This is a genomic window from Enterobacter sp. A8 (assembly GCF_004296595.1).
Taxonomy (GTDB): Bacteria; Pseudomonadota; Gammaproteobacteria; order Enterobacterales; family Enterobacteriaceae; genus Enterobacter; species Enterobacter cloacae.
The window spans coordinates 601,401-625,020 of the sequence record NZ_SCMF01000001.1 but is presented as its reverse complement, the minus strand read 5'-3'; the positions used below and the strand labels follow the sequence as shown (position 1 = coordinate 625,020).

Sequence of the window (23,620 nt, the reverse complement as noted above, 5' to 3'; positions counted from 1 at the left end):
TGCATCACGCTCCGGCGAAGATGTAGTTATTATTTTTGTGAGGATTTACGGCCGTACACCAGCCAGGTGACGAGCACGCAGACGATGTAAAACACGAGGAAGACTTTCATGGCGCCGACCGGCGATCCGGTCATTGCCAGCGAGGTGCCGAAGGCTTTGGGGATAAAAAATCCGCCTACTGCGCCAATGGCAGAGATAAAGCCCAGCGCGGCAGCGGTGTCCGTCACGGCTTCATGCTGCGCCTGTTCATCCGTGCCACCTTGCTTTCTCACCCGGTCGATGGTGATTTGGCGAAAGATAATCGCAATCATCTGGAAGGTTGAGCCGCTGCCCAGCCCGGCGGTGAGGAACAGCCCCATAAAGACCAGATAAAACGCGACAAAGCTGCCGGAGCCCGAGCCGGGCAGGGTCAGGAAGATCAGGGCGCTAAAGATGGCCATAAAGACAAAGTTGATGAGCGTGACGCGCACGCCGCCCAGCCTGTCGGAGATCATCCCGCCCGCTGAACGCGCCAGCGCACCAATCAGGGGGCCAAAGAAGGCAAGGTGAAGAATGTTAACGTCCGGAAACTGGGTTTTCGACAGCATGGCAAAGCCTGCCGAGAAACCGATAAACGAGCCGAAGGTCGCCAGATAGAGCAGGCTCAGCAGCCAGAGATGAAACCGCTTAAGTACCGGAAGCTGGCTGGCGATAGAGGCTTTTGAGCTGGCGATATCGTTCATGCCAATAAACGCCGCAATGGTGGCCAGCAGCAGAAGCGGGGCCCAGATCCAGGCGGCATTCGCCAGCCACATGGTGGACCCGTCCTCCAGAGGCACACCGTTTACCCCCAGAAAGGTGAACATCGGCAGAAAAATGACCAGTGGCGCGATCAACTGCATCACGCTGACGCCCAGGTTTCCCAGCCCGCCGTTGATTCCCAGCGCGCTACCCTGTCTGGATTTTGGGAAGAAAAAGCTGATATTCCCCATGCTGGAGGCAAAGTTAGCGCCCGCAAATCCGCAGAGCAGGGCAATGACGATAAAGACCCAGTAAGGCGTCGCGGTGTTCTGAATGGCAATCCCCAGCCAGACGCAGGGGATAATCAGGATCACGGTGCTCAATACTGTCCAGTTACGTCCGCCAAATATCGGCACCATAAAAGAGTAGGGGACACGCAATATTGCGCCGGAGAGAGAAGGTAATGCCGTTAGCATAAAAAGCTGATCGGTAGTGAAATTAAATCCGACTTTATTGAGGTTAACCGCAATGGCACTAAATAACATCCAGACGCAAAAGGCCAATAGCAGGCAAGCCACAGAAATCCATAGGTTTCTTCGCGCGATATGTTTGCCTTTATTCTCCCAGAATTGCGGATTTTCCGGTTTCCAGTTACTTAAAAGATGGTGATGACTTTTCTCACTTTGTTGTGACATATCGCCCTCTTGCTTACCCAAATGAAGATAAAAAATAAGTAAAAACAGCTAGATATGAGAAGGTCTGGTATTGTGGTTATTGGAAGTATTGAGATACATCTGAAAGGATAGATAAAAAAGCGAACCCCAGAGTTTGGAAATGAAATAGGGGTTCGCCTAATGTGTTACTAATTGTAACGGTGGGATTTAATTACTCAGAAGGGAGTATTAAAACAACTCCAGAGAAATTAATTTATCAAGATGATTATTAAACGCAGCGTCATCCATTTCAGGCATGTTTAATAGATATATGCCGTCAAGGCCACATACCAGGCCAATTAAACGCCAGGCAATACTTGCTGCCGGGTCACCGGAACGGAATACGCCTGCATTCCTGCCAGCTTCAATAAGGGCAACCGTTTCCTGATGCCACATCTCCATTGTCAGCACATACGCGCCCTTGATCTCTGCGTCGCGGGTTGCGAGGATTTGCGCTTCTCGCCAGAGGCGAATGTAGGGTTCAAACCTGCCGTCATCGCTGCCGAGCATGGCATGTAAACGTGCCCGCCAGCTGGCGTGTTCCCCGACCACATCCGCATCCAGCAGTTCGCGGATCAGCCGGATAAAGGCCAGCGATTTTAACTCACCGCCGGAGGTGAAATGGTGATGCACTTGCCCGGTTGCGACACCGGCTTCGGAGGCGATGCGGCGCACCGTCATGGCGGAAAATCCCTCGGCCAGCGCCACGCGCATAGCGGCCTGTAAGATCTCTTCCCGTCTTTCATCCCTGGTCAGATAACCCATTTTCTCTCACTCTTAAATAGCAATGAAACGAGTGTAACAAAGAGCTGGACAAGTGTTCAACATTCCGTAGGATCGCATCCTGGACATGTGTCCATTTTTATATAAAAAGGAAATTTATGTTTCGTCAGTGGTTAGCGTTAGTGATTATCGTGCTGGTGTATATCCCGGTGGCGATTGACGCGACGGTGCTGCACGTGGCGGCGCCGACATTGAGCATGACGCTGGGCGCCAGCGGTAACGAATTATTGTGGATCATCGATATCTACTCGCTGGTGATGGCGGGTATGGTGTTGCCAATGGGCGCGCTCGGCGACCGCATCGGTTTTAAACGGCTGCTGATGCTTGGCAGCACGCTGTTTGGCCTGTCATCGCTGGCGGCGGCCTTTGCCCCCTCTGCGGGCTGGCTGATTGCCGCGCGCGCCTCGCTGGCAATTGGCGCGGCAATGATCATACCGGCAACCCTTGCGGGTATACGCACCTTGTTTATTAACGCGCGAGATCGCAACATCGCGCTTGGCGTCTGGGCCGCGGTCGGGTCCGGCGGGGCGGCGTTTGGTCCGCTGATTGGCGGTATGCTGCTGGAGCATTTTTACTGGGGATCGGTCTTTTTGATCAACGTGCCGATTGTGCTGGTGGTGGTGTCGCTGGCCGCGGTCTATGTTCCGCGTCAGCAAGGGCGCCCAGAGCAGCCGCTGAATATTAGCCATGCCGTCATGCTGATTGTGGCAATTTTGCTGCTGGTCTATAGCGCCAAAACCGCGCTGAAAGGCGGGCTTTCTCCATGGCTGGTGGCCTGTACACTGCTCACCGGCGCGGTATTGCTGTTTATCTTCGTGCGTATTCAGCTTCGCGCCCGCGTGCCGATGATCGACATGCGCCTGTTTTGCCATCGCATCATTTTAAGTGGGGTGGTGATGGCGATGACCGCCATGATCGCCCTGGTGGGGTATGAATTATTGATGGCCCAGGAGCTGCAGTTTGTGCATGGCTTTACCCCGTTTGAAGCGGGCATGTTCATGCTGCCGCTCATGGTCGCCAGCGGGTTCAGCGGCCCGATTGCCGGGATACTGGTTGGTCGTCTGGGGCTGCGCATGGTAGCGGCAGGCGGAATGGGGCTGAGCGCCGTCAGCTTTATAGGCCTGTCGATGCTCGACTTCAGCACGCAGCAGTGGCAGGCGTGGTGCCTGATGGTGCTGCTTGGCTTCAGTGCGGCGAGTGCGCTGCTGGCCTCCACCTCGGCAATCATGGCGGCGGCGCCGAAAGAGAAAGCCGCCGCTGCCGGGGCGATTGAAACCATGTCCTACGAACTGGGCGCGGGGCTGGGGATCGCGATATTTGGTCTGTTGCTGACCCGCAGCTTCTCGGCGTCGATTGAACTACCGAAGGGGCTGAACGCGTCCCTTAGCGAGAAAGCGTCGTCGTCGATCGGTGAAGCGATGAGCGTCGCGCAGGAGCTGACGCCTGCACTGGCCGAGTCGGTGATGTCGGCGGCGAAATCCGCGTTTATCACCTCGCACAGTGTGGCGTTAGGCAGTGCGGGAGGCATGCTGCTGGTTCTGGCGGTGGGGATCTGGTTTAGCCTGGCGAAAGCGCCGCAGCAGTAATAAAAAAGGCCAGCCGCGAGGGCTGGCCTTTCTGCACTAACGTATCTTAGAACTGGTAGGTCAGACCTACAGCAACGATATTGTCGGTAGCGATTTTAGCGTCTTTGGTGAACGCATTGTCGTCCAGCAGGTTGATTTTGTAATCAACATAGGTGGACATGTTTTTGTTGAAGTAGTAGCTCGCGCCAACGTCAACGTATTCCACCAGATCCTGGTCGCCGTAAGAACCGATGTCTTTACCTTTGGATTTCAGGTAAGCGATGGACGGACGCAGACCGAAGTCGAACTGGTACTGAGCCACAACTTCGAAGTTCTGTGCTTTGTTTGCAACGTGACCGTCACCGAAAGCTGTCATGTTACGGGTTTCAGAGTAGGTGGTTGCCAGGTAGATGTTGTTCGCATCGTACTTCAGACCGGCTGCCCATACTTCTGCGTTCTCGCCACCTGCGTTCAGGTCGCTTGCTGCACGAACCTGACGGTCAGTACGGTCAGATTTCGCGTAGGTTGCACCCGCTGCGAAGCCGTCGAATTCATAGGTAGAAGAGAGACCCCAGCCGTCACCGTTAGATTCGGTGATGTCGTTACGGTCGTTTTTACCCTGGTACTGAGCGGCAACGTTCAGGCCGTCAACCAGACCGAAGAAGTCGGTGTTACGGTAAGTCGCTACGCCAGTTGTACGGCCAGTCATAAAGCCATCAGTCTGGGTCCAGGTATCGCCACCGAATTCTGGCAGAACGTCAGTCCATGCGCCGATGTCGTACGCCACGCCGTAGTTACGGCCGTAGTCGAAGGAACCGAATTCGTTGAATTTCAGACCTGCGAACGCCAGACGCGTTTTGTTACCGTCAGCGCCCTGGGATTCAGAGCGGTTGCCCTTGAACTCATATTCCCACTGGCCATAACCCGTCATCTGGTCATTGATCTGAGTTTCGCCTTTGAAGCCCAGACGAACGTAGGTTTTGTCGCCGTCGTTGTCAGTATCATCAGAAAAATAGTGCAGACCTGTGACTTTACCGTACAGATCCAGCTTGTTACCGTCTTTGTTAAAAACTTCAGCCGCGTTTACAACGCCTGCTGCCAACATGGAAGTGACCGCCACTGCAACTAATTTAAGTTTCATCTTAAATATTCCTTATAATTTTCTTGGGTATTTCCTGAACCACTTCGAACGATTTCCAAACGAGGGTGTTCGTCAATGGCAAGCTATTTTTAAAAATCTTGTAGCCTGCTTTCAATAATAAGTTTCAAAATATTAAAGATAATTTCAATTAGTGTGATCGTGATCGGGTAAATTTCAGCTTTAACGAATAAATTGCCTGAAAATTATGCATTTTGTGCGCGTTTTACCGCCATTTTCGTTGCGGGGAATATAATTATTACCATTTTTATTTCATGGCGTTAATTATCGTTTTTTTCGTACTTTTACAGTGGCTGTTGAAATTGATGCGTATTGAAATCAGTATGTTATAAGATTAAACGTACGCTAATTCCGATGTATGAAGTGAATGTTTTGCAGTGAATTATATTATTTTATGCTTTTTCTGACGTGACTGTTTGATATACAGTTATTACGTTCCGGTGTCAGTTTATGTCAATTTGCGCGCCATATCTTTACGAACGAGAGTTAATATAAACAGAAACTAAACCGCTTTCTATTATTTTGCTAAAGAGTGAATGGGCGATCACATTTTAAATTTATGTTAATTATGTGGCCGAGTTGTAATTAACCCGGCATCAGGAAAAGATTATTTTCGTGTGGCGTACCAGCACAGCAAAGAACCCACACAGACCATGATGGCGCCTTGCCAGAAGGAGAAGGAAAGTGGGGCGCTCAACAACAGCGCCGCCAGCGCAGCGGATAAGACCGGGGTAAAATAGGACACGGCTGCCAGCACCGTGACGTTACCGTGAAGGATCCCAATATTCCACGACGCATAGCCCAGCCCCAGTGCGACGCCGCACATGAGTAATTTCACCACCACCGGAACGCTGAACACCATTTCCGGTTGATCGCTTAGGGCATATTTCACCCACAAACTCAGCGCGGTAAGCAACACAAAGAGCGTGATCCCGTTTTGTCCTTTGGCATATTTACTGGTTACCGTGCAGTACGCCGCCCAGATAAACGCGCCGGCAAATGCAAGGGCATAGCTGAGGGGGCTGGAGACAACATTGCGGATAATCTCATTCACCTGCAACCCCTGTTCGCCGCCCAATACCCAGCACACACCGAGTAAAGAGAGGGCTAATCCGGGGATCACCCACAGGGACGATTTCTGTCCGTTAAACAAAATGGCAAACACAATGGTCAGACTTGGCCAGAGATAATTCACCATGCCGACTTCAATCGCCTGTGAACGCGTAGCCGCATACCCTAACGACAGCGCCAGACAAATTTCGTAGCTCACAAACAGGAGGCTGCCGGCAATAAGATAGCCGGGAGTGAAGCGCCGGATTTGAGGAAATCCTACCGTCACCAGACAGAGTAAGCCGCTGACGGTATAGATCATGGCGGCACCCCCCACAGGCCCAAGCCCTTCACTCACGCTGCGAATGAGCCCCACCATGGTGCTCCATAACAAGATTGCTGCCAGCCCAATCAGCGTTGCTCTTTTTCTGTCCATACCCTTGCCATTACTCTCAAAACCAAAGGCAAAACTTATAGCACCGATCGCGCCCCGGTCGCGAATTATTCTCTTAAGCCGTTAATCAAAAAGAGGTATTTAAATGCGAGATGGTTGACTATTAAGGGGGCGAACACCGGCGACCTTGATTTGACGCAAAAAAAACAGGGGCTTTGCTGTTAGTTTGCGGCGCGAAGTCTTATCCGTAAATGAGGACAACAATGGACGTCAGCCGCAGACAATTTTTTAAAATCTGCGCGGGCGGTATGGCCGGAACAACAGCCGCGATGCTGGGATTCGCTCCCAAAATGGCGCTGGCTCAGGCGCGCAACTATAAACTGCTGCGTGCCAAAGAGATCCGTAACACCTGCACATACTGCTCCGTGGGTTGTGGGCTTTTAATGTATAGCCTGGGCGATGGCGCGAAGAACGCCAGAGAGGCCATTTATCATATTGAAGGGGATCCGGACCATCCGGTGAGCCGTGGGGCACTCTGCCCGAAAGGGGCGGGACTGCTGGACTACGTTCACAGCGATAACCGTCTGCGCTATCCGGAATACCGCGCGCCGGGTTCCGACAAATGGCAGCGTATTTCCTGGGATGAAGCCTTCTCCCGGATTGCCAGACTGATGAAAGCCGACCGCGACGCCAACTTCATTGAGAAGAACGCGCAGGGCGTGACGGTGAACCGTTGGCTCTCTACCGGCATGCTGTGCGCCTCGGCGGCCAGCAATGAAACCGGCATGCTAACGCAAAAATTTGTTCGCTCCCTCGGGATGCTGGCGGTTGATAACCAGGCGCGCGTCTGACACGGACCAACGGTAGCAAGTCTTGCTCCAACATTTGGTCGCGGTGCGATGACCAACCACTGGGTTGATATCAAAAACGCCAACGTTGTGATGGTGATGGGTGGCAACGCCGCTGAGGCCCATCCGGTGGGGTTCCGCTGGGCGATGGAAGCGAAAAACAATAACGATGCGACGCTTATCGTCGTCGATCCGCGCTTTACGCGTACGGCATCGGTGGCCGATATCTATGCACCGATCCGCTCCGGTACGGACATTACGTTCCTGTCGGGCGTGCTGCTCTATCTGATTGAAAACAATAAAATCAACGCGGAGTACGTAAAACACTACACCAACGCCAGCCTGCTGGTGCGGGATGATTTTGCCTTCGATGAGGGGCTGTTCAGCGGCTATGACGCGGACAAACGTCAGTACGATAAATCGTCCTGGAACTATCAGTTCGATGAAAACGGCTATGCCAGACGCGATGAAACCCTGAGTCATCCACGCTGCGTGTGGAACTTGCTGAAACAGCACGTTTCCCGCTATACGCCGGACGTAGTAGAAAACATCTGCGGTACGCCAAAAGCCGACTTCCTGAAAGTGTGTGAGGTGCTGGTCTCTACCAGTGCCGCCGACAGAACCACCACGTTCCTGTACGCGCTGGGCTGGACGCAGCACACCGTTGGTGCGCAGAACATCCGCACCATGGCGATGATTCAGCTGCTGCTCGGCAATATGGGTATGGCGGGAGGCGGGGTAAATGCCTTGCGCGGTCACTCCAACATCCAGGGCTTAACCGATCTGGGTTTACTCTCGACCAGCCTGCCAGGTTACCTGACGCTGCCGTCGGAAAAACAGGCCGATCTGCAAACCTATCTCACGGCGAATACGCCAAAAGCGACGCGTGCGGAGCAGGTGAACTACTGGAGCAACTATCCGAAGTTCTACGTCAGCCTGATGAAATCGTTTTATGGCGATGCGGCGCAGAAAGAGAACGACTGGGGCTTTGAGTGGCTGCCGAAATGGGACCAGGCCTACGACGTCATCAAGTATTTCAACATGATGGATAAGGGCAATGTCACGGGCTATATCTGCCAGGGCTTTAACCCGGTAGCGTCCTTCCCGGACAAAAACAAAGTGGTTCGCAGCCTGAGCAAGCTGAAGTACATGGTCGTTATCGATCCGCTGGTGACGGAAACGTCTAACTTCTGGCAGAACCACGGCGAGATGAACGATGTGGATCCCGCATCAATTCAGACCGAGGTCTTCCGCTTGCCGTCTACCTGTTTTGCCGAGGAAGACGGTTCGATCGCCAACTCCGGTCGCTGGTTACAGTGGCACTGGAAGGGGCAGGATGCGCCGGGTGAAGCGCGTAATGACGGTGAAATTCTGGCAGGGATTTACCATCGCCTGCGTGAGATGTACCGCACCGAAGGTGGCAAAGGCGCTGAACCGTTGCTGAAGATGAGCTGGAACTATAAGCAACCGGATCACCCTGAATCCGAAGAGGTGGCCAAAGAGAACAACGGCGTGGCGCTGGCCGATCTCTATGACGCCAACGGTAATCTGGTGGCGAAGAAAGGCCAGCTGCTGAACAGCTTTGCGCTCCTGCGCGATGATGGTTCCACCGCGTCGTCCTGCTGGATCTACACCGGCAGCTGGACCGAGCAGGGCAACCAGATGGCCAATCGCGATAACGCTGACCCGTCCGGGTTGGGCAATACGCTGGGCTGGGCCTGGGCATGGCCGCTAAACCGTCGGGTGCTGTACAACCGCGCGTCGGCGGATATCAACGGTAAACCGTGGGATCCGAAACGGATGCTGATCGCGTGGAACGGCGCGAAATGGACGGGGAATGATATTCCTGACTTCAACACCGCGCCACCGGGCAGTGAGACCGGGCCGTTTATTATGCAGCCGGAGGGGCTGGGACGCCTGTTTGCCCTCGACAAGCTGGCAGAGGGGCCATTCCCGGAACACTACGAGCCGATGGAAACGCCGCTCGGCACGAACCCGCTACACCCAAATGTTATCTCCAGTCCGGTCGTGCGTATCTACGCTGACGACGTGCTGCGTTTAGGCAAAAAGGACAAATTCCCGTATGTGGGAACCACCTATCGCCTGACGGAGCATTTCCACACCTGGACCAAGCACGCGCGGCTTAACGCCATCGCGCAGCCGGAACAGTTTGTGGAGATAAGCGAAACGCTGGCGAAAGCGAAAGGGATTGCCAATGGCGATCGCGTGACGGTGAGCAGCAAACGTGGCTTTATCCGTGCGGTTGCGGTGGTCACCCGTCGTCTGCAGACGTTGAACGTGAATGGTCAGCAGGTGGAAACCGTGGGTATCCCGCTGCACTGGGGCTTTGAAGGTGTGGCGCAGAAAGGCTATCTCGCCAATACCCTGACGCCAAACGTTGGCGATTCCAACTCGCAAACGCCGGAGTACAAGGCGTTTCTGGTCAACATCGAGAAAGCGTAAGGAGCGAGTAAATGGCGATGGAAACACAAGACATTATCAAACGCTCCGCGACCAACCCGATAACGCCCGCGCCTCGCGCGCGGGATTATAAGGCCGAAGTCGCCAAGCTTATCGATGTCTCTTCCTGCGTGGGCTGCAAAGCCTGCCAGGTGGCTTGTTCAGAGTGGAACGATATCCGCGATGAGGTAGGGCACTGCGTTGGCGTTTACGACAACCCGGCCGATCTGAGCGCCAAATCCTGGACGGTGATGCGTTATAGCGAAACTGACCAGAACGGCAAGCTGGAGTGGCTGATTCGAAAAGATGGCTGTATGCACTGTGAAGATCCGGGCTGCCTCAAGGCCTGCCCGTCTGCAGGCGCCATCATCCAGTATGCGAACGGGATCGTCGACTTCCAGCAGGATAACTGTATCGGCTGCGGATATTGCATTGCGGGTTGTCCGTTTAACATCCCGCGCCTCAATAAAGAGGATAACCGGGTATACAAATGCACCCTGTGCGTAGACCGCGTCAGCGTCGGGCAGGAGCCTGCCTGCGTCAAGACCTGTCCAACCGGGGCCATTCACTTCGGCACCAAGAAAGAGATGCTGGAGGTGGCGCAGCAGCGCGTGGACAAACTAAAAGCGCGCGGCTACGACAAGGCGGGCATCTACAACCCGCAGGGGGTGGGCGGTACGCACGTGATGTACGTTCTGCATCACAATGACCAGCCGGAGCTGTACCACAATCTGCCGAAAGATCCGGCGATCGATACCTCCATCAACCTGTGGAAAGGGGCGCTAAAACCACTCTCGGCGGCGGGCTTTATCGCCACCTTTGCCGGGCTGATTTATCACTACATCGGTATCGGGCCGAATAAAGAGGTGGATGACGACGAGGAGGAGCATCATGAGTAAGTCGAAAATGATAGTGCGCACAAAGTTTGTCGATCGCGCCTGTCACTGGACGGTGGTGATCTGCTTCTTCCTGGTGGCCGTATCCGGAATTTCGTTCTTCTTCCCGACGCTGCAATGGCTGACGGAAACGTTCGGCACGCCGCAGATGGGGCGTATTCTGCACCCGTTTTTTGGCGTACTGATTTTTGTGGTGCTGATGTTTATGTTTGTGCGTTTCGTCCACCACAATATCCCGGACAAGCAGGATATTCCCTGGCTGAAGGGCATTATTGAGGTCCTGAAGGGGAACGAACATAAAGTCGCGAAGGTCGGTAAATACAATGCCGGACAGAAGATGATGTTCTGGAGCATCATGAGCATGATTTTCGTCCTGCTGGTGACCGGTGTGATCATCTGGCGTCCTTATTTTGCGCAGTACTTCCCGATGCAGGTCATCCGCTACGCGCTGCTGATCCACGCAACCTCAGCCATCATTCTGATCCATGCTATTTTGATCCATATGTATATGGCGTTCTGGGTTAAAGGGTCGATTAAAGGCATGATTGAAGGGAAGGTGAGCCGCCGCTGGGCGCAGAAACACCACCCACGCTGGTACCGGGAAGTGGAGCGACAGGAAGCGAAACAGGAGAGTACGGAAGGGATGAAGTAAAACGTTCTGCGCCGTCGGCTTTGCCCGGCGGCGCTTCGCTTGCGCGGGCCTACGTTATGTGTTCGTCACTAACGCATCTATCGCCGCAATGACGGTACTTCTTGCGCTGCGAAGATTACATACAAAATTTTTATTATTTAATTTCTTTTTCTCCACGTGTGTTATGCCAGCGGTATTGAGAAAATATCTCTCAAATTCAATGTTTATTAATGGTGTGGCGGCGTTGTAATGCCCATGTAGGTTATTATGATAGCTTAAAGGAACAATCAGTCTTGTTGATAAGTCATCATAATAGTCATGTTGAATTATCATAAAATAAGGCTGGTATTCGCGCGTTTTGTCTGAGGGGTTACGATAAACATCGAACTGAAAGCACATTAAAGCCCTCCAAAATAAGGGTCATCTGATAATAATCCCGCTTTAGCAGTAAATTCATTCATGGCTTTTATGAACTCCTGATCCTGATGGTGCTGGCGTTTGCGTTCCTCTGGAGTCAAGGCCTGGCGCGGTATTCTCTCTGTCCGGAGTGGTCTGCTACTGCCGTTTTCTGTTCGGTTTGGTTTCATTTTTTAGCCTCCTTTGTTGGTGCGGTCATTATCAACCGCAGCCAACAAAAAACAATACCGTTTCCCCTGGTAATCTTCATTATGCGAGCCGTCTTCCAGCTTATCAGAATTTCTCCGCAATATATCGGAAAGGATATTTTGTCGGTTTGACTTTGCCAATTTTTCGCTTCGGCAAATCCACTTTTTCAACGTGAAGTTCTTTATACGGGATCTGCGAAAGCAGATGGGAGATAATATTTAACCGCACGCGTTTTTTATCTTCCGAGCGCGCCACAAACCACGGTGCCCAGGCAGTGTCCGTGGAGGCAAACATGGCATCCCGCGCTACGGTGTATTCATCCCATAAATTGAACGATTTAATATCCATAGGCGATAATTTCCAGATCTTGCGGCCATCGTTGATGCGATCGCGTAGCCTGCGTTCCTGCTCTTTCGGCGTCACTTCAAGCCAGTATTTCAGCAAAATGATCCCGGCATCGACCATCGCTTTTTCCATCACCGGTGCGCCATCAAGAAACTTTTCAACCTGTTCCGGCGTGCAGAACCCCATCACCCGTTCAACGCCTGCGCGGTTGTACCAGCTGCGGTCAAAAATGACGATTTCACCGGCAGCGGGCAGGTGCGGAACATAACGCTGGAAATAAAGCTGCGTTTTCTCTTTCTCTGTAGGCGCAGGCAGCGCGACAACCCGGAATACGCGCGGGCTGACGCGTTCGGTTATCGCTTTTATGGTGCCGCCTTTACCGGCCCCGTCGCGTCCCTCAAACACGATGCAGACTTTCAATCCTTTGGCGACAACCCATTGCTGGAGTTTGACCAGTTCAACGTGAAGGCGACGAAGCTCTTTTTCATACTCTTTTGTTTTCAGAGGGGCATTTTTAACGACATCAACAGCGACGCTGGTTTTCTTGTTACTTGCCATGATTGTCATCCTCAGGTTGTCCGATCGCGGGGAAGAAGCGAGGCCGCATTAAGAAGTGTAATTCACCTGAATTAATGGATTAACGTGTCAGTCTGCTGATTTGAACTGGCTCACCATACAAGATTATTCAATAATGCCCGCTGCGAATTTTCACTCGTGGTTGTGGTATGAAAAAGACAATTTTCTCGTTAGCCCTTAGCACGTTTGGCCTGGGCATGGCTGAATTTGGCATTATGGGTGTCCTGACGGAACTGGCGCATGATACCGGTATTTCCATTCCCTCCGCCGGAAATATGATTTCGTTTTACGCCTTTGGCGTGGTGATTGGCGCGCCGATTGTGGCGCTGTTTTCCAGTAAGTTCTCGTTAAAAACCACGCTGCTGTTTCTGGTTGCCCTGTGTGCGGTGGGCAACGCGATGTTTACCTTTTCAACATCCTACCTGTGGCTGGCGGCAGGGCGCTTAATCTCGGGGTTCCCGCACGGCGCAATTTTCGGCGTGGGGGCGATTATCCTCTCGAAAATAGCGCCACCGGGTAAGGTGACGGTGGCCGTGGCGGGGATGATCGCCGGGATGACCGTGGCGAATCTGGTGGGGGTTCCGTTTGGAACCTGGCTGGGGCATACATTCAACTGGCGTTATACTTTTTTCCTGATAGCCCTGTTTGACGCGCTGGTGATCCTCTCGGTGCTGGTGTGGGTACCAAACCTTCATGACGCATCAGAAATAAAACTCACCGAGCAGTTTCACTTCCTGAAAAAACCGGAACCGTGGCTGATCTTCGCCGCCACCATGTTTGGCAACGCTGGCGTTTTTGCGTGGTTCAGTTTTGTGAAACCGTTTATGGTCAATGTCTCTGGCTTCTCCGAGGGGCTGATGACGATCATCATGATGTTAATGGGCCTCGGCATGGTGCTGGGTAACCTGCTGAGCGGGAAACTATCGGGTCGTTTCAGCCCGCTGCGTATTGCTGCCACCACCGATATGGTGATTGTCGCCTCACTGTTATTGCTTTTCGCCTTTGGCGAACAGAAAACCGCGTCGCTGGTGATGGGGTTCATCTGCTGTGCCGGGCTGTTCGCACTCTCTGCACCACTGCAAATTCTGCTGCTGCAAAATGCGAAAGGAGGGGAAATGCTTGGTGCCGCAGGCGGACAGATGGCGTTTAACCTGGGCAGTGCGATTGGTGCTTATTTTGGCGGAATGATGATTACGCTCGGTTTTAGCTGGAGCTATGTCACGCTCCCGGCGGCGATATTATCCTTCCTGGCGATGAGCGCGCTGCTGGTGTATGGCTATCTGCGCGCCCGGCGGGCTCAGTCTGATGCTCGTGCGCTGGCCTGAGTGCCGGAATGTGGTCATAAAAAACCGCCCCATAAACGGAGCGGTTAGCGGGAACGGACCGTTACGAGCGTAAATCAATCACCATACGGCCGCGGATCTGGCCCTGTTCCATCTCTTTGAAGATGGCATTGATATCTTCCAGCGGGCGCATTGTCACTTTTGGCACCACTTTGCCTTCGGCAGCGAACTGGAACGCTTCCTGCAGATCCTGACGGGTACCAACCAGCGAGCCGACCACCTGGATACCGTCCAGCACCAGACGGGGGATATCAAGGCTCATGGCTTCCGGCGGCAGGCCAACGGCCACCACGCGGCCACCGGCACGCACCGCGTCCACCGCCGAGTTAAACGCTGCTTTCGCGACCGCGGTTACCACAGCCGCATGCGCGCCGCCGGTTTTTTCCTGCACGATTTTAGCGGCATCTTCGCTGCGGGAGTTGATGGTTAAGTCTGCCCCCATGCTCGCTGCCAGCTTCAGCTGTTCGTCGTTAACGTCAAGGGCGATGACTTTGGCGTTGAAGACGTTTTTCGCATACTGCAGCGCGAGGTTACCCAGTCCGCCCAGGCCGTAGATCGCAATCCACTGGCCCGGCTTGATATGGGAGACTTTTACCGCTTTGTAAGTGGTGACGCCGGCACAGGTTATGCTGCTGGCCGCAGCGGAATCCAGCCCGTCAGGCACTTTTACCGCGTAATCCGCGGTGACAATGCACTCTTCAGCCATGCCGCCATCAACGGAATAACCGGCGTTTTTCACATCGCGGCACAGGGTTTCGTTGCCGGTATTACAGTATTCACAGTGGCCGCAGCCCTCAAAGAACCACGCGACGCTTGCACGGTCGCCGACTTTTAGTGACGTCACGCCAGGCCCAACTTCTTTCACGATCCCAATCCCTTCGTGGCCCAGGATCACACCGGTTTTATCACCGAAATCGCCATTTTTGACGTGGAGGTCAGTATGGCAAACGCCACAGCACTCCATTTTGAGCAGGGCTTCGCCGTGCTTCAGTGGGCGTAAGGTTTTTTCGGTAACATTGACCTGATGATCCTGTGTAACAACAGCAGCCTTCATAGGTTTCTCCTTGTTTTTGATGGGTATGTGTATCGCAGGGGAATACTACTTAAGGATTAATAGTTTAGAGGAGTTATGCAAGGCGGCGGCAACATAATGTCACCAATTGATGCGATTTCAGATTAAGAATACAGCGATCCTCTAATAATTAGGGGGGAATTCACTGGCCCGGCGAGAAGCTCGCCGGGCACAGATCTACAGTTTTGCTTCTATCACCTCAATCTCTTTGCGCCATTGCGCCTGCAAATGTGGTTTCTGATGCTTAGGCTTACGCGCCAGGTCTTCTGCCAGTAGCGTTTCCAGCGCGATCAGCCTTTCAAGCAGATCGTCCGAGGCTTGCGCTTTAACATCCGCGACTGCGGGTGACGCCGACGACGCCATCAGGCCTGTGCGTTCACGCAGCCGTTCGAACACCGCTTCGGCGTCATGCCATTCGCTCAGCAAACCGTCCTCAATCAGCCAGAAGCGATTGCAGCTTTGGGCGATCAGCTGCCGGTCATGGCTGACCAGCAGCACTCCGCCGTCAAACTGTTGCAGGGTAGTGGCCAGCGCCTCTTTGCCTTCCATGTCCAGGTGGTTGGTAGGCTCATCCAGCATCAGCAGGCTATAACGGGCAAGCGTCAGGCCGACAAACAGCAGGCGCGAACGCTCCCCGCCGCTGAGGGTGCTGACCTTTTGCCCGTGACGAGCCCACGGGAACCCGGCGCTGATAAGCGCCATCTTGCGATCCTGTGGCGCTGGCGCAAAAGGCTCCAGCGCGTCGAAGATCGTTGCCTCATCCGGAAGCTGATTCAGCGTCTGGTCGTAATAGCCTGGCGACACGCGAGGATGGAGTTTTAGCCCAGCCTCTGACGGTTCACCTGAGAAATGCCGCCAGATGAGCTTCATCAGCGATGATTTGCCGCAGCCGTTACGCCCGACGATAGCCACGCGATCGCCACTTTTAAGCCGCGCAATGTCGACGTGAAATAGATCGGGCAACCCAGGTGCAGGCGGTACGCCGAGGTTTTCCATCTCCAGCAGTCGGTCCGCCCGCAGGGCATCACCACGCAGGGTTAACGTCCACGGACTGCCTGCCGTGAGCTCTGTCTGGCTCTCCTTTAGCCGCTCGACCTGTTTTTCCATCTGTTTGGCTTTGCGGGCCAGATCTTCGTTATCGTAGACCTTGCCCCAGGTGGCCAGCCGTCTGGCACTGGCGGTTACGCGGTCGATCTCCTTTTGCTCCGCCTTATGCCGAAGCGCATCGCTTTCGTCTTTCGCCACCAGCGCCTGGCGCGCGGCGGTGCAGGGAAGGGCGAAGTAGTGCAACATCTTATCGCGCAGGATCCAGCTGCCGTTGGTGACGGCATCCAGCAACTGCCTGTCGTGCGAGACCAGTACAAAGCTGCCGGACCAGTTCTGTAAAAACTGTTCCAGCCAGAGCATGGTAGGCAAATCGAGGTGGTTGCTCGGCTCGTCCAGCAGTAACAGATCCGGCTCGCCGATCAACGCCCGCGCGAGCAGGAGACGCGTGTGTTGCCCGCCGCTCAGCGTCGCCGACGTTAAGGCCATGTCCTGCGGCGTAAAGCCCATACCCGCCAGCAGCGTTTCTGCTTTCCAGCGCAGGCTCTCGCGCTCAGTCGTGGGCAGTTGCGCCAGTACGGCGTCCAGCATGGTCAGGGGATAAATGGCTTCTGGTAGATGTTGCTCAACGCGCGCCATCAGACAGTGTCCGGCCAGCGCGACGCTTCCGGCAGCAGGAGAATCTGTGCCGTCCAGCACCTTCAGCAGCGTACTTTTGCCGCAGCCGTTGTCGCCCAGCAGGCCAATGCGGTCGCCTTTTTTCAGCGTAAAGGAGAGGGAGTCGAAGAGCGTGCCAAACGCCGTATCAACACGTAAAGATTGTGCAGTGAGTAAAGTGCTCATTGTTGCTTACCCAAGAGTTACAGGCATGTTTATGCCTCGTCAAACATCGCTGACGATAACTCAGTAAGCCCGAGAGAAGGGATTTCAGGGGTTGGTGTCTTCGCTCAAGCAGAAGTTATCGCAGCACGATACCGATAACGCTTGAGCTGGTGCGATCACCAAATGCATGTGAAACATTGAAAATTTCACAGTACAGCATAATTGGCCTCCTTATATATTCAGTGGGTTAATGGATGAAAGGAGTGTAGCGGGGGAAAGGCGGTTTGGCTAGGGGGGGACGAATGTAATTCCCTCTCCCTTTGGGAGAGAAAACGTTTATAAATTCTTTGACCAGCAGCGATTCAGATTTTAGAAGTGAAATGATTAACTTGCAGCGACTCTCTGGTCCGGCGGTAAATCGCTGAGGCGATTTACCGCCGGGAGCCCGGGTCGCCAGGGCGGCGGCGATTGAGCCGCCCTGGCACGTTCACAAGTCATGCCGTTACAGAGTAGCAAGGAACATAAAGTGAACGGAATTACCTCTACAGCCTTATGTTCCCCCCTCACCCCGGCCCTCTCCCTCAAGGGAGAGGGAGTCCTCCGTGCAGGCATTATTTTGTGGGGAACCTTCAGCCCTGTGGGAGAGGGAACGGTCGGAACACAGTGTTAGATCGAAGTACGACGGTAGCTACGGTATTCCGGCATCCAGAAGTTGTCGTCGATGGCCTGCTGCAGCGCGTCGGCAGAGGTTTTCACCGCCACACCCTGCTGCTGGGCCATTTTCCCGACCGCGAACGCGATAGCACGCGACACCTTGTGAATGTCTTTCAGCTCTGGCAGCACCAGTCCTTCGCCATCGTTCACCAGCGGCGAGTGGCCCGCCAGGGTTTCGCTTGCCGACATCAGCATCTCATCGGTAATGCGCGACGCGCCGGAGGCGATCACACCCAGACCAATGCCCGGGAAAATATAGGAGTTGTTGCACTGGGCAATAGGATAGGTTTTGTCCTTCCACACCACCGGATCGAACGGGCTGCCGGTTGCGACCAGCGCGTTCCCTTCGGTCCAGGCAATGATGTCCTGCGGCGTTGCTTCCACGCGCGAGGTCGGGTTGGAGAGCGGCATCACGATAGGGCGTTCGCAGTGCTTGTGCATCTCACGAATGATCTCTTCGGTGAACAGCCCCGTCTGACCGGAGACGCCAATCAGGATATCCGGCTTCACGTTGCGCACTACGTCCAGCAGAGAGAGCACTTCGTTGTCGGTGTCCCAGTTCTTCAGATTCTCACGTTTCTGCACCAGCTTGGTCTGGAACGGCAGCAGGTTTGGCATGCCGTCGGTCAGCAGGCCGAAACGGTCGACCATGAACACGCGGGAGCGCGCCAGCTCTTCGCTTAGCCCTTCACGCTGCGTCTGGGCGATAATCTGCTCGGCGATACCACAACCCGCAGAGCCTGCGCCCAGGAAGACAATTTTCTGATAGCTCAGTTGGCTGCCTGCCGCGCGACTGGCGGCAATCAGCGTGCCGACGGTGACCGCGGCGGTGCCCTGAATGTCGTCGTTAAAAGAGCAGATCTCATCGCGATATCGGTTCAGCAACGGCATCGCGTTTTTCTGCGCGAAGTCTTCAAACTGCAGCAGCACGTCCGGCCAGCGATGCTTGACCGCCTGGATGAAATCATCAACAAACTGATAATACTCGTCGTCGGTAATACGCGGATGACGCCAGCCCATATACAGCGGGTCGTTAAGCAACTGCTGGTTGTTGGTGCCCACATCCAGCACCACCGGCAGGGTATACGCCGGGCTGATGCCGCCGCAGGCGGTATACAGAGAGAGCTTACCGATTGGGATCCCCATGCCGCCAATACCCTGGTCTCCGAGACCCAGAATACGTTCGCCATCGGTCACCACGATCACTTTGATATTGTGGTTCGGCACGTTCTGCAGAATATCGTCCATGTTGTGGCGGTTCTGATAAGAGATAAAGACGCCACGGGAGCGACGGTAGATCTCTGAGAAGCGTTCACAGGCGGCACCCACCGTTGGGGTGTAGATCACCGGCATCATCTCTTCGAGATGATTTTGTACCAGACGATAGAAGAGGGTTTCGTTGGTGTCCTGAATGTTGCGCAGGTAAATATGTTTGTCGATTTCGGTTTTGAAACCCTGATACTGGATCCACGCGCGTTCTGCCTGTTCTTCAATGGTTTCCACCACTTCTGGCAGCAAACCGAGCAGGTTAAAGCTGCTGCGCTCTTCCATGCTGAAGGCGCTACCTTTGTTGAGCAGGGGGAATTCGAGTAATACCGGGCCGGCATAAGGGATATATAGGGAACGATGTTTTTTCAGTTTGTTGTCCATGTCACTCACTCTTTTTTTGAAGATCCGTCCCTGACACTGCTGTTTGTCATCTTTCTGGCCTGTGCGATGGGGTGCGGTCAGGCGGTATTATAAAGGAGCTAAATATTAATTACCGCAACACATAAACAAAAACACCATCGGTTTTGCCGATGGTGTTGAGGATCTCTCCTGGGAACTTACTTGCCCGCGTGGCGTTTTCTGCCGGTGGCGTGAGTGACCTGTGTTTCACTGTCGCCTTCAATCACCACTTTACGTTGGTTAGAAAGCTTGTAGTTCAGTCCCAGTATATGGCGTGCCTGACGGTTCGATTTCATGTTAACTCCTCAATCCTGTTGATAGTTTTAAGGACCAGTTCGCTTACGCAAACGAAATGTAACCCCTTAGGTTGCAGATCCAGCTTAGCAGGTTTTTACAAAGGTGCGTTTTGCCCGCTGACGACGTAGTTAATGGTCTGCTGGTAGATGTCACTGAGGATGTCATTGTCTGTGGATTCCACCCACTTGGTCAGTTCCATCAAAATGTCATCTTCAGTCACAGCACCATGCTCGGCGTGAAGACCCTGTGCAATCGCGTTAACGAGTTCAGGTTGTGCTGCTGCAGTATTGGCCGGGTAATAAGTAAACATGCTGCCTCCGTGTCGTTGTCTGTTTAATGGTACGGCTCGCAAAAAATTTAATTCACAAACAGAATGGCAAATATTTTGGCCGCTGTGTCTAAGATTCATCTTAGAAATAAAAATGACATAAGTGCATGCTTTTATGCGCTTTTAGAATGGGAGGATATATTGCGGGTTTACCGCGAGGATATTTTGCAGGTGCTCCTGCTATCACTGAAATATAGCAGGAGCAGATTTTACATTACCACTTCATTTCGCCAGTATTCACTTTGGCGCTTAATTCCAGCGAGCTCTCTTCAGCCAGACCCGGATACTGTTTTTTCATGGCGTTGATCACGCCTGTCGATGTTTTATGTTCTGACAACGCCTGTTCGAAGCGCTGGAGATAATCACGGGTAAAGTCGATAGCACCGCTGCCTGCCGGTGGTGTTCCCAGATAGTGACCCGGGATCACGCGTTCAGGCTTATGTGCCGCCATGCTTTCCAGCGTCTGTTGCCACTCCTTGCGGCTGGCTGGCGTCTGGGTGTCTGCCGTCCAGACGTGGATACCCCAGGCGACACCGGTACCACCGAGGATAGTTTTAGCCGAAGGGATCCAGACATAGGCGGCGTAGCTTTCTGGCTGCTCGATATCAATCTTCTCGCCGTCCACCATGAAGGTAGTGGATGCCAGCACCTGCGGAACGATAAGTTCGGTTGGTGCACCGTTTTTCATTTGCGGTCCCCAGAAGGCAAGTTTTGCGTCTTTGGTGGCCTTGATATGGTCAACCACCTGCTGTGTGGCCACCACTTTGGCATTCGGGAAGGCTTTCACCAGCGGTTGCAGACCAAAATAGAAATCCGGATCGCCAGAGGTAATGACGATTTTATTCAGGGTTTTCCCGCTTTTGCGAATTTTGTCGACCAGCGCTTCGCCATCTTTGACGTTGAACTGGGCGTCAAACAGCACGGCCTCTTTTGGACCAGAGACCAGCGTGGAGGAGACCGCAAACATCCCTTTGTCCTGCGGGTTATAGGTATCAATGGTTAATGGCGCAGCCAACACCGCGGGCGTGATAAGCGTGGAAAGCAGTGCAAGGTGAGTGAATTTCATTCTGATGTCTCTGTTGTTCAGGAAAGTCTTTATTGTACGGATATTCGTATTTGCCAGAATTCCTGAAACAAGACATGCTTTGTTTCATAAATCGAGCAAATGGGGTGTGATATGGATCGCGTTATTGCCGCTCAGGTCTATAACCGGATATGCGAGCTGGGAAGCCTGAGTGCAGCGGCCCGGGCGTTGGGGATCTCCCGTCCTATGGTGAGCCGCTATCTTGAGCAAATGGAGAAGTGGGCCGGTACGCGGCTGGTAAACCGCTCGACGCGCAAGCTGACGCTGACGGCGGCCGGAGAGAAGGTGCTGCTAAAAACGCGAACGCTGTCCCAGCTGTCGCAGGAAATTGAAGGCCAGTCGGAGAAAGATCTCCCTTCAGGCACGCTACGGGTGGCCTGCGCCCATTTTACCGCCATGCATCTGATTGCCCCGGTGCTGCCCGGCTTGCTTTCGCGCTACCCGCAGCTGCGCATTGAGCTGGATGTGAACAACCACCCGGTGAGTCTGGTAGGGGAACGCATTGATGTGGCGATCCGCATTACGGATAACCCAGAGCCCGGGATGATCGCCCGCAGGCTTGGGGAGTGCCGTTCCGTGCTGTGCGCGTCGCCGCAGTATCTTGCAACCCACGGCACGCCAGAGCAGGTGGAGGAGTTAGCGCAGCACAACTGTCTGCACTACAGCTTTTTCGCCGGTCAGGCGTGGCACTTCCTGACGCCGGAAGGGGAAAACGTCAGCGTCGCCGTGAGCGGCAACCTCAGCGCCAGCATCTCGTCATTGTTGATGGAGGCGGCGGTGAAGCATTGCGGCATTGCCATGTTGCCGGAGCAGGAAGCACATGCCGCGATTGAACAGGGCACGCTGGTCCCAGTGCTGAGCAGCCTGACGCCCAAAGCGTTAGCCATTCACGGTATTTATCAGTCCCGGGAGTATCAGCCCGCGGCGTTGCGCGTGTTTCTTGATGAGATAGCGCACCATCTGTCAGGCGACGCGCAGCGGGAATAGGTTACAGAATTGTCTGTGTTCCAGGGTGTGCCGAAACCATCGTCTATACTTATCCCTTTGTAAGCCAAAAGGAGAGCAAGAATGACGATTCATAAGCACGGTTCGGCACACTGGTCTGGTGATATCAAAAATGGCAAAGGGACGGTCTCAACGGAAAGTGGCGTCCTGAATCAACAACCTTACGGCTTTAACACCCGCTTCGAAGGCGCTAAAGGTACTAACCCGGAAGAGTTGATTGGCGCAGCCCACGCCGCCTGTTTCTCAATGGCGCTGTCGCTGATGATTGGTGAAGCGGGCTATACCGCAGATTCCATCGATACCACAGCGGATGTCTCGCTGGATAAAACCGATGGCGGCTTCGCAATCAGCAAAATTGCGCTAAACAGCAAGGTCACCGTACCGGGTATCGACCCGCAGAAATTCGACGGCATCATCCAGAAAGCGAAAGCAGGATGCCCGGTGTCGCAGGTACTGAAAGCGGAAATCACGCTGGACTATAAACTTAACTAAGCCTGAGCCGGGCGAAGGCCCGGCTATCCCTTCAGCGCAGCAGGAAAAACCGCTGCCAGCCATGCAATAAACGCCTTAAGCCGATGCGTCAGATGCCGGTTTTGCGGATAAACCACGTGAAACGGATACGCCGCCGGGTGCCAGTCGCTTAAAATTTCTTGTAACGTACCCGCCTGAAGATATGTCTTTGCTGAATATGTAAACGTCTGAATGATCCCTAATCCTGCCACCGCCGCTGCCAGGTGCGCATTGCTTTCATTAACGCCGAGATAGTGCGAAATGCCGATCTCCTGCACCTCGCCGCCTTTCCTGAAGCGAAACGGAAAGGGTCGCCCGGTGACCGGGGAGAGATAGCTTATAAGTTTATGTCCGTTGCGCAACTCTTGGGGATAAGCCGGAACGCCGTGCTTTTTCAAATAGCCAGGCGTTGCGCAGGTCACCATGTCGGCGTCGCCCAGATGACGGGCGATAAGGGTGGAATCGTTCAGCGGACCGCCTCTGATCACACAATCCACGTTGCCGCTGATCAAATCAACAGGACGATCCGCCACGCCAAGATCGATGCGAATATCCGGGTAGCGCTGCATGAAATCCGGGAGCAGGGGGATGAGCACGTCGCGGGCAGTCGAACCGCCAATATCCACCCGCAGGTGTCCTTTCGGTGTGGCGTGAGAGACGCGAAACGAGGTATCGATATCTTCGATATCAATGAGCACCCTGAGCGCTTTTTCATAATACTCCGCGCCTTCCGGCGTCGTGACCACCCGGCGGGTGGTACGGTGCAGCAGCCGTATTTCAAGATGCGCCTCAAGCGCTTTCACAAGCTTGCTCAGTGTGGCGATGGGCATGTTTAGCGAATCAGCCGCTCGGGTAAAGCTACCGGTTTCCACAACCCGCGTGAAGGCGCGCATCGCCATGAGCTGGTCCATCTTTTTCTCTCGATTATTTCTGTCTGTGAATAGTCATTTTCATTTTTGCTGGTTTTTCACTAATCCGGCAAGGGCT

General features: G+C 53.9%; 21 protein-coding genes. 7 read left to right on the top strand and 14 right to left on the bottom strand.

Going from position 1 to position 23,620, the window contains the following annotated elements; genetic code table 11:
* Nucleotides 1–29 precede the first annotated feature (29 nt).
* Entirely contained in the window at nucleotides 30–1,415 is a 1,386-nt protein-coding gene (locus EQV24_RS02945; protein ID WP_029883341.1) for a NarK family nitrate/nitrite MFS transporter, read from the bottom strand.
* Nucleotides 1,416–1,622: 207 nt separating this feature from the next.
* Nucleotides 1,623–2,198, bottom strand: coding sequence for a TetR family transcriptional regulator (locus EQV24_RS02940; protein WP_013096517.1), 576 nt, complete (start codon nucleotides 2,196–2,198; stop codon nucleotides 1,623–1,625).
* A gap of 116 nt (nucleotides 2,199–2,314) precedes the next feature.
* Here EQV24_RS02940 and EQV24_RS02935 point away from each other — a divergent pair, with 116 nt between their 5' ends.
* Complete coding sequence (locus tag EQV24_RS02935) at nucleotides 2,315–3,802, top strand: MFS transporter (RefSeq protein ID WP_130626148.1); 1,488 nt, start codon at nucleotides 2,315–2,317, stop codon at nucleotides 3,800–3,802.
* 46 nt (nucleotides 3,803–3,848) lie between these two features.
* Here EQV24_RS02935 and EQV24_RS02930 read toward each other — a convergent pair whose 3' ends face one another.
* Together EQV24_RS02930 and yddG are read right to left on the bottom strand one after the other, a co-directional pair.
* Nucleotides 3,849–4,922, bottom strand: a complete 1,074-nt coding sequence (locus EQV24_RS02930; RefSeq protein WP_013096520.1) for a porin OmpD — start codon at nucleotides 4,920–4,922, stop codon at nucleotides 3,849–3,851.
* Nucleotides 4,923–5,547: 625 nt separating this feature from the next.
* Nucleotides 5,548–6,426 (bottom strand): aromatic amino acid DMT transporter YddG, encoded by an 879-nt coding sequence (yddG, locus tag EQV24_RS02925; protein ID WP_062676900.1) that lies wholly within the window; start codon nucleotides 6,424–6,426, stop codon nucleotides 5,548–5,550.
* Between the two features lie 221 nt (nucleotides 6,427–6,647).
* Here yddG and fdnG point away from each other — a divergent pair, with 221 nt between their 5' ends.
* Genes fdnG through fdnI form a run of 3 tightly spaced genes read left to right on the top strand, consistent with a single transcriptional unit; the run spans nucleotide 6,648 to nucleotide 11,240 of the window.
* The gene (fdnG, locus tag EQV24_RS02920; protein WP_130626147.1) at nucleotides 6,648–9,695 is read left to right on the top strand and encodes a formate dehydrogenase-N subunit alpha; all 3,048 of its coding nucleotides are present in this window, start codon (nucleotides 6,648–6,650) and stop codon (nucleotides 9,693–9,695) included.
* Between the two features lie 11 nt (nucleotides 9,696–9,706).
* The gene (fdxH, locus tag EQV24_RS02915; RefSeq protein WP_130626146.1) at nucleotides 9,707–10,591 is read left to right on the top strand and encodes a formate dehydrogenase subunit beta; all 885 of its coding nucleotides are present in this window, start codon (nucleotides 9,707–9,709) and stop codon (nucleotides 10,589–10,591) included.
* Nucleotides 10,584–11,240, top strand: coding sequence for a formate dehydrogenase-N subunit gamma (gene fdnI, locus EQV24_RS02910; RefSeq protein WP_013096526.1), 657 nt, complete (start codon nucleotides 10,584–10,586; stop codon nucleotides 11,238–11,240). The genes fdxH and fdnI overlap by 8 nt, the downstream gene beginning before the upstream one ends.
* A 54-nt stretch (nucleotides 11,241–11,294) precedes the next feature.
* Here the strand turns inward: fdnI and EQV24_RS02905 are convergent, their stop codons facing one another.
* The 3 genes from EQV24_RS02905 to ppk2 all read right to left on the bottom strand — a co-directional run bounded on the left by EQV24_RS02905 (nucleotide 11,295) and on the right by ppk2 (nucleotide 12,728).
* Nucleotides 11,295–11,618 (bottom strand): CcdB family protein, encoded by a 324-nt coding sequence (locus EQV24_RS02905; protein ID WP_071830020.1) that lies wholly within the window; start codon nucleotides 11,616–11,618, stop codon nucleotides 11,295–11,297.
* Nucleotides 11,618–11,806, bottom strand: coding sequence for a type II toxin-antitoxin system CcdA family antitoxin (locus EQV24_RS02900; protein ID WP_130626145.1), 189 nt, complete (start codon nucleotides 11,804–11,806; stop codon nucleotides 11,618–11,620). Before EQV24_RS02900 ends, EQV24_RS02905 begins: the two co-directional genes overlap by 1 nt.
* 103 nt (nucleotides 11,807–11,909) lie before the next feature.
* The gene (gene ppk2, locus EQV24_RS02895) at nucleotides 11,910–12,728 is read right to left on the bottom strand and encodes a polyphosphate kinase 2 (RefSeq protein ID WP_013096528.1); all 819 of its coding nucleotides are present in this window, start codon (nucleotides 12,726–12,728) and stop codon (nucleotides 11,910–11,912) included.
* Nucleotides 12,729–12,895: 167 nt separating this feature from the next.
* Here ppk2 and araJ point away from each other — a divergent pair, with 167 nt between their 5' ends.
* Nucleotides 12,896–14,071: an MFS transporter AraJ gene (araJ, locus tag EQV24_RS02890; protein ID WP_048972074.1), complete on the top strand. Its 1,176-nt coding sequence runs from the start codon at nucleotides 12,896–12,898 to the stop codon at nucleotides 14,069–14,071.
* A gap of 61 nt (nucleotides 14,072–14,132) precedes the next feature.
* Here araJ and adhP read toward each other — a convergent pair whose 3' ends face one another.
* The 6 genes from adhP to EQV24_RS02860 all read right to left on the bottom strand — a co-directional run bounded on the left by adhP (nucleotide 14,133) and on the right by EQV24_RS02860 (nucleotide 21,100).
* Nucleotides 14,133–15,143, bottom strand: coding sequence for an alcohol dehydrogenase AdhP (gene adhP / locus EQV24_RS02885; RefSeq protein ID WP_013096530.1), 1,011 nt, complete (start codon nucleotides 15,141–15,143; stop codon nucleotides 14,133–14,135).
* A 195-nt stretch (nucleotides 15,144–15,338) separates the two neighbouring features.
* Nucleotides 15,339–17,048, bottom strand: coding sequence for an ABC-F family ATP-binding cassette domain-containing protein (locus EQV24_RS02880; RefSeq protein ID WP_058678658.1), 1,710 nt, complete (start codon nucleotides 17,046–17,048; stop codon nucleotides 15,339–15,341).
* A 645-nt stretch (nucleotides 17,049–17,693) separates the two neighbouring features.
* Nucleotides 17,694–19,391 carry an NAD-dependent malic enzyme gene (locus tag EQV24_RS02875; RefSeq protein ID WP_013096532.1) on the bottom strand — a complete coding sequence of 566 codons (1,698 nt, stop codon included), beginning with the start codon at nucleotides 19,389–19,391 and terminating at the stop codon, nucleotides 17,694–17,696.
* 176 nt (nucleotides 19,392–19,567) lie between these two features.
* The gene (sra, locus tag EQV24_RS02870) at nucleotides 19,568–19,705 is read right to left on the bottom strand and encodes a stationary-phase-induced ribosome-associated protein (protein WP_013096533.1); all 138 of its coding nucleotides are present in this window, start codon (nucleotides 19,703–19,705) and stop codon (nucleotides 19,568–19,570) included.
* Between the two features lie 95 nt (nucleotides 19,706–19,800).
* Nucleotides 19,801–20,016 (bottom strand): biofilm-dependent modulation protein, encoded by a 216-nt coding sequence (gene bdm, locus EQV24_RS02865; RefSeq protein WP_013096534.1) that lies wholly within the window; start codon nucleotides 20,014–20,016, stop codon nucleotides 19,801–19,803.
* Between the two features lie 232 nt (nucleotides 20,017–20,248).
* The gene (locus EQV24_RS02860) at nucleotides 20,249–21,100 is read right to left on the bottom strand and encodes a Vmh family MBL fold metallo-hydrolase (protein WP_130626144.1); all 852 of its coding nucleotides are present in this window, start codon (nucleotides 21,098–21,100) and stop codon (nucleotides 20,249–20,251) included.
* Between the two features lie 111 nt (nucleotides 21,101–21,211).
* On the opposite strand from EQV24_RS02860, the gene EQV24_RS02855 reads away from it, so the two are divergent.
* Both EQV24_RS02855 and EQV24_RS02850 read left to right on the top strand, forming a co-directional pair.
* Nucleotides 21,212–22,105 carry a LysR family transcriptional regulator gene (locus EQV24_RS02855; RefSeq protein WP_013096536.1) on the top strand — a complete coding sequence of 298 codons (894 nt, stop codon included), beginning with the start codon at nucleotides 21,212–21,214 and terminating at the stop codon, nucleotides 22,103–22,105.
* Nucleotides 22,106–22,186: 81 nt separating this feature from the next.
* Nucleotides 22,187–22,615 (top strand): OsmC family protein, encoded by a 429-nt coding sequence (locus EQV24_RS02850; protein ID WP_020690322.1) that lies wholly within the window; start codon nucleotides 22,187–22,189, stop codon nucleotides 22,613–22,615.
* A 23-nt stretch (nucleotides 22,616–22,638) separates the two neighbouring features.
* Here EQV24_RS02850 and EQV24_RS02845 read toward each other — a convergent pair whose 3' ends face one another.
* A complete protein-coding gene (locus EQV24_RS02845; RefSeq protein WP_045903017.1) occupies nucleotides 22,639–23,544 on the bottom strand; it encodes a LysR family transcriptional regulator in 906 nt (301 codons plus the stop codon).
* Between the last annotated feature and the right edge of the window lie 76 nt (nucleotides 23,545–23,620).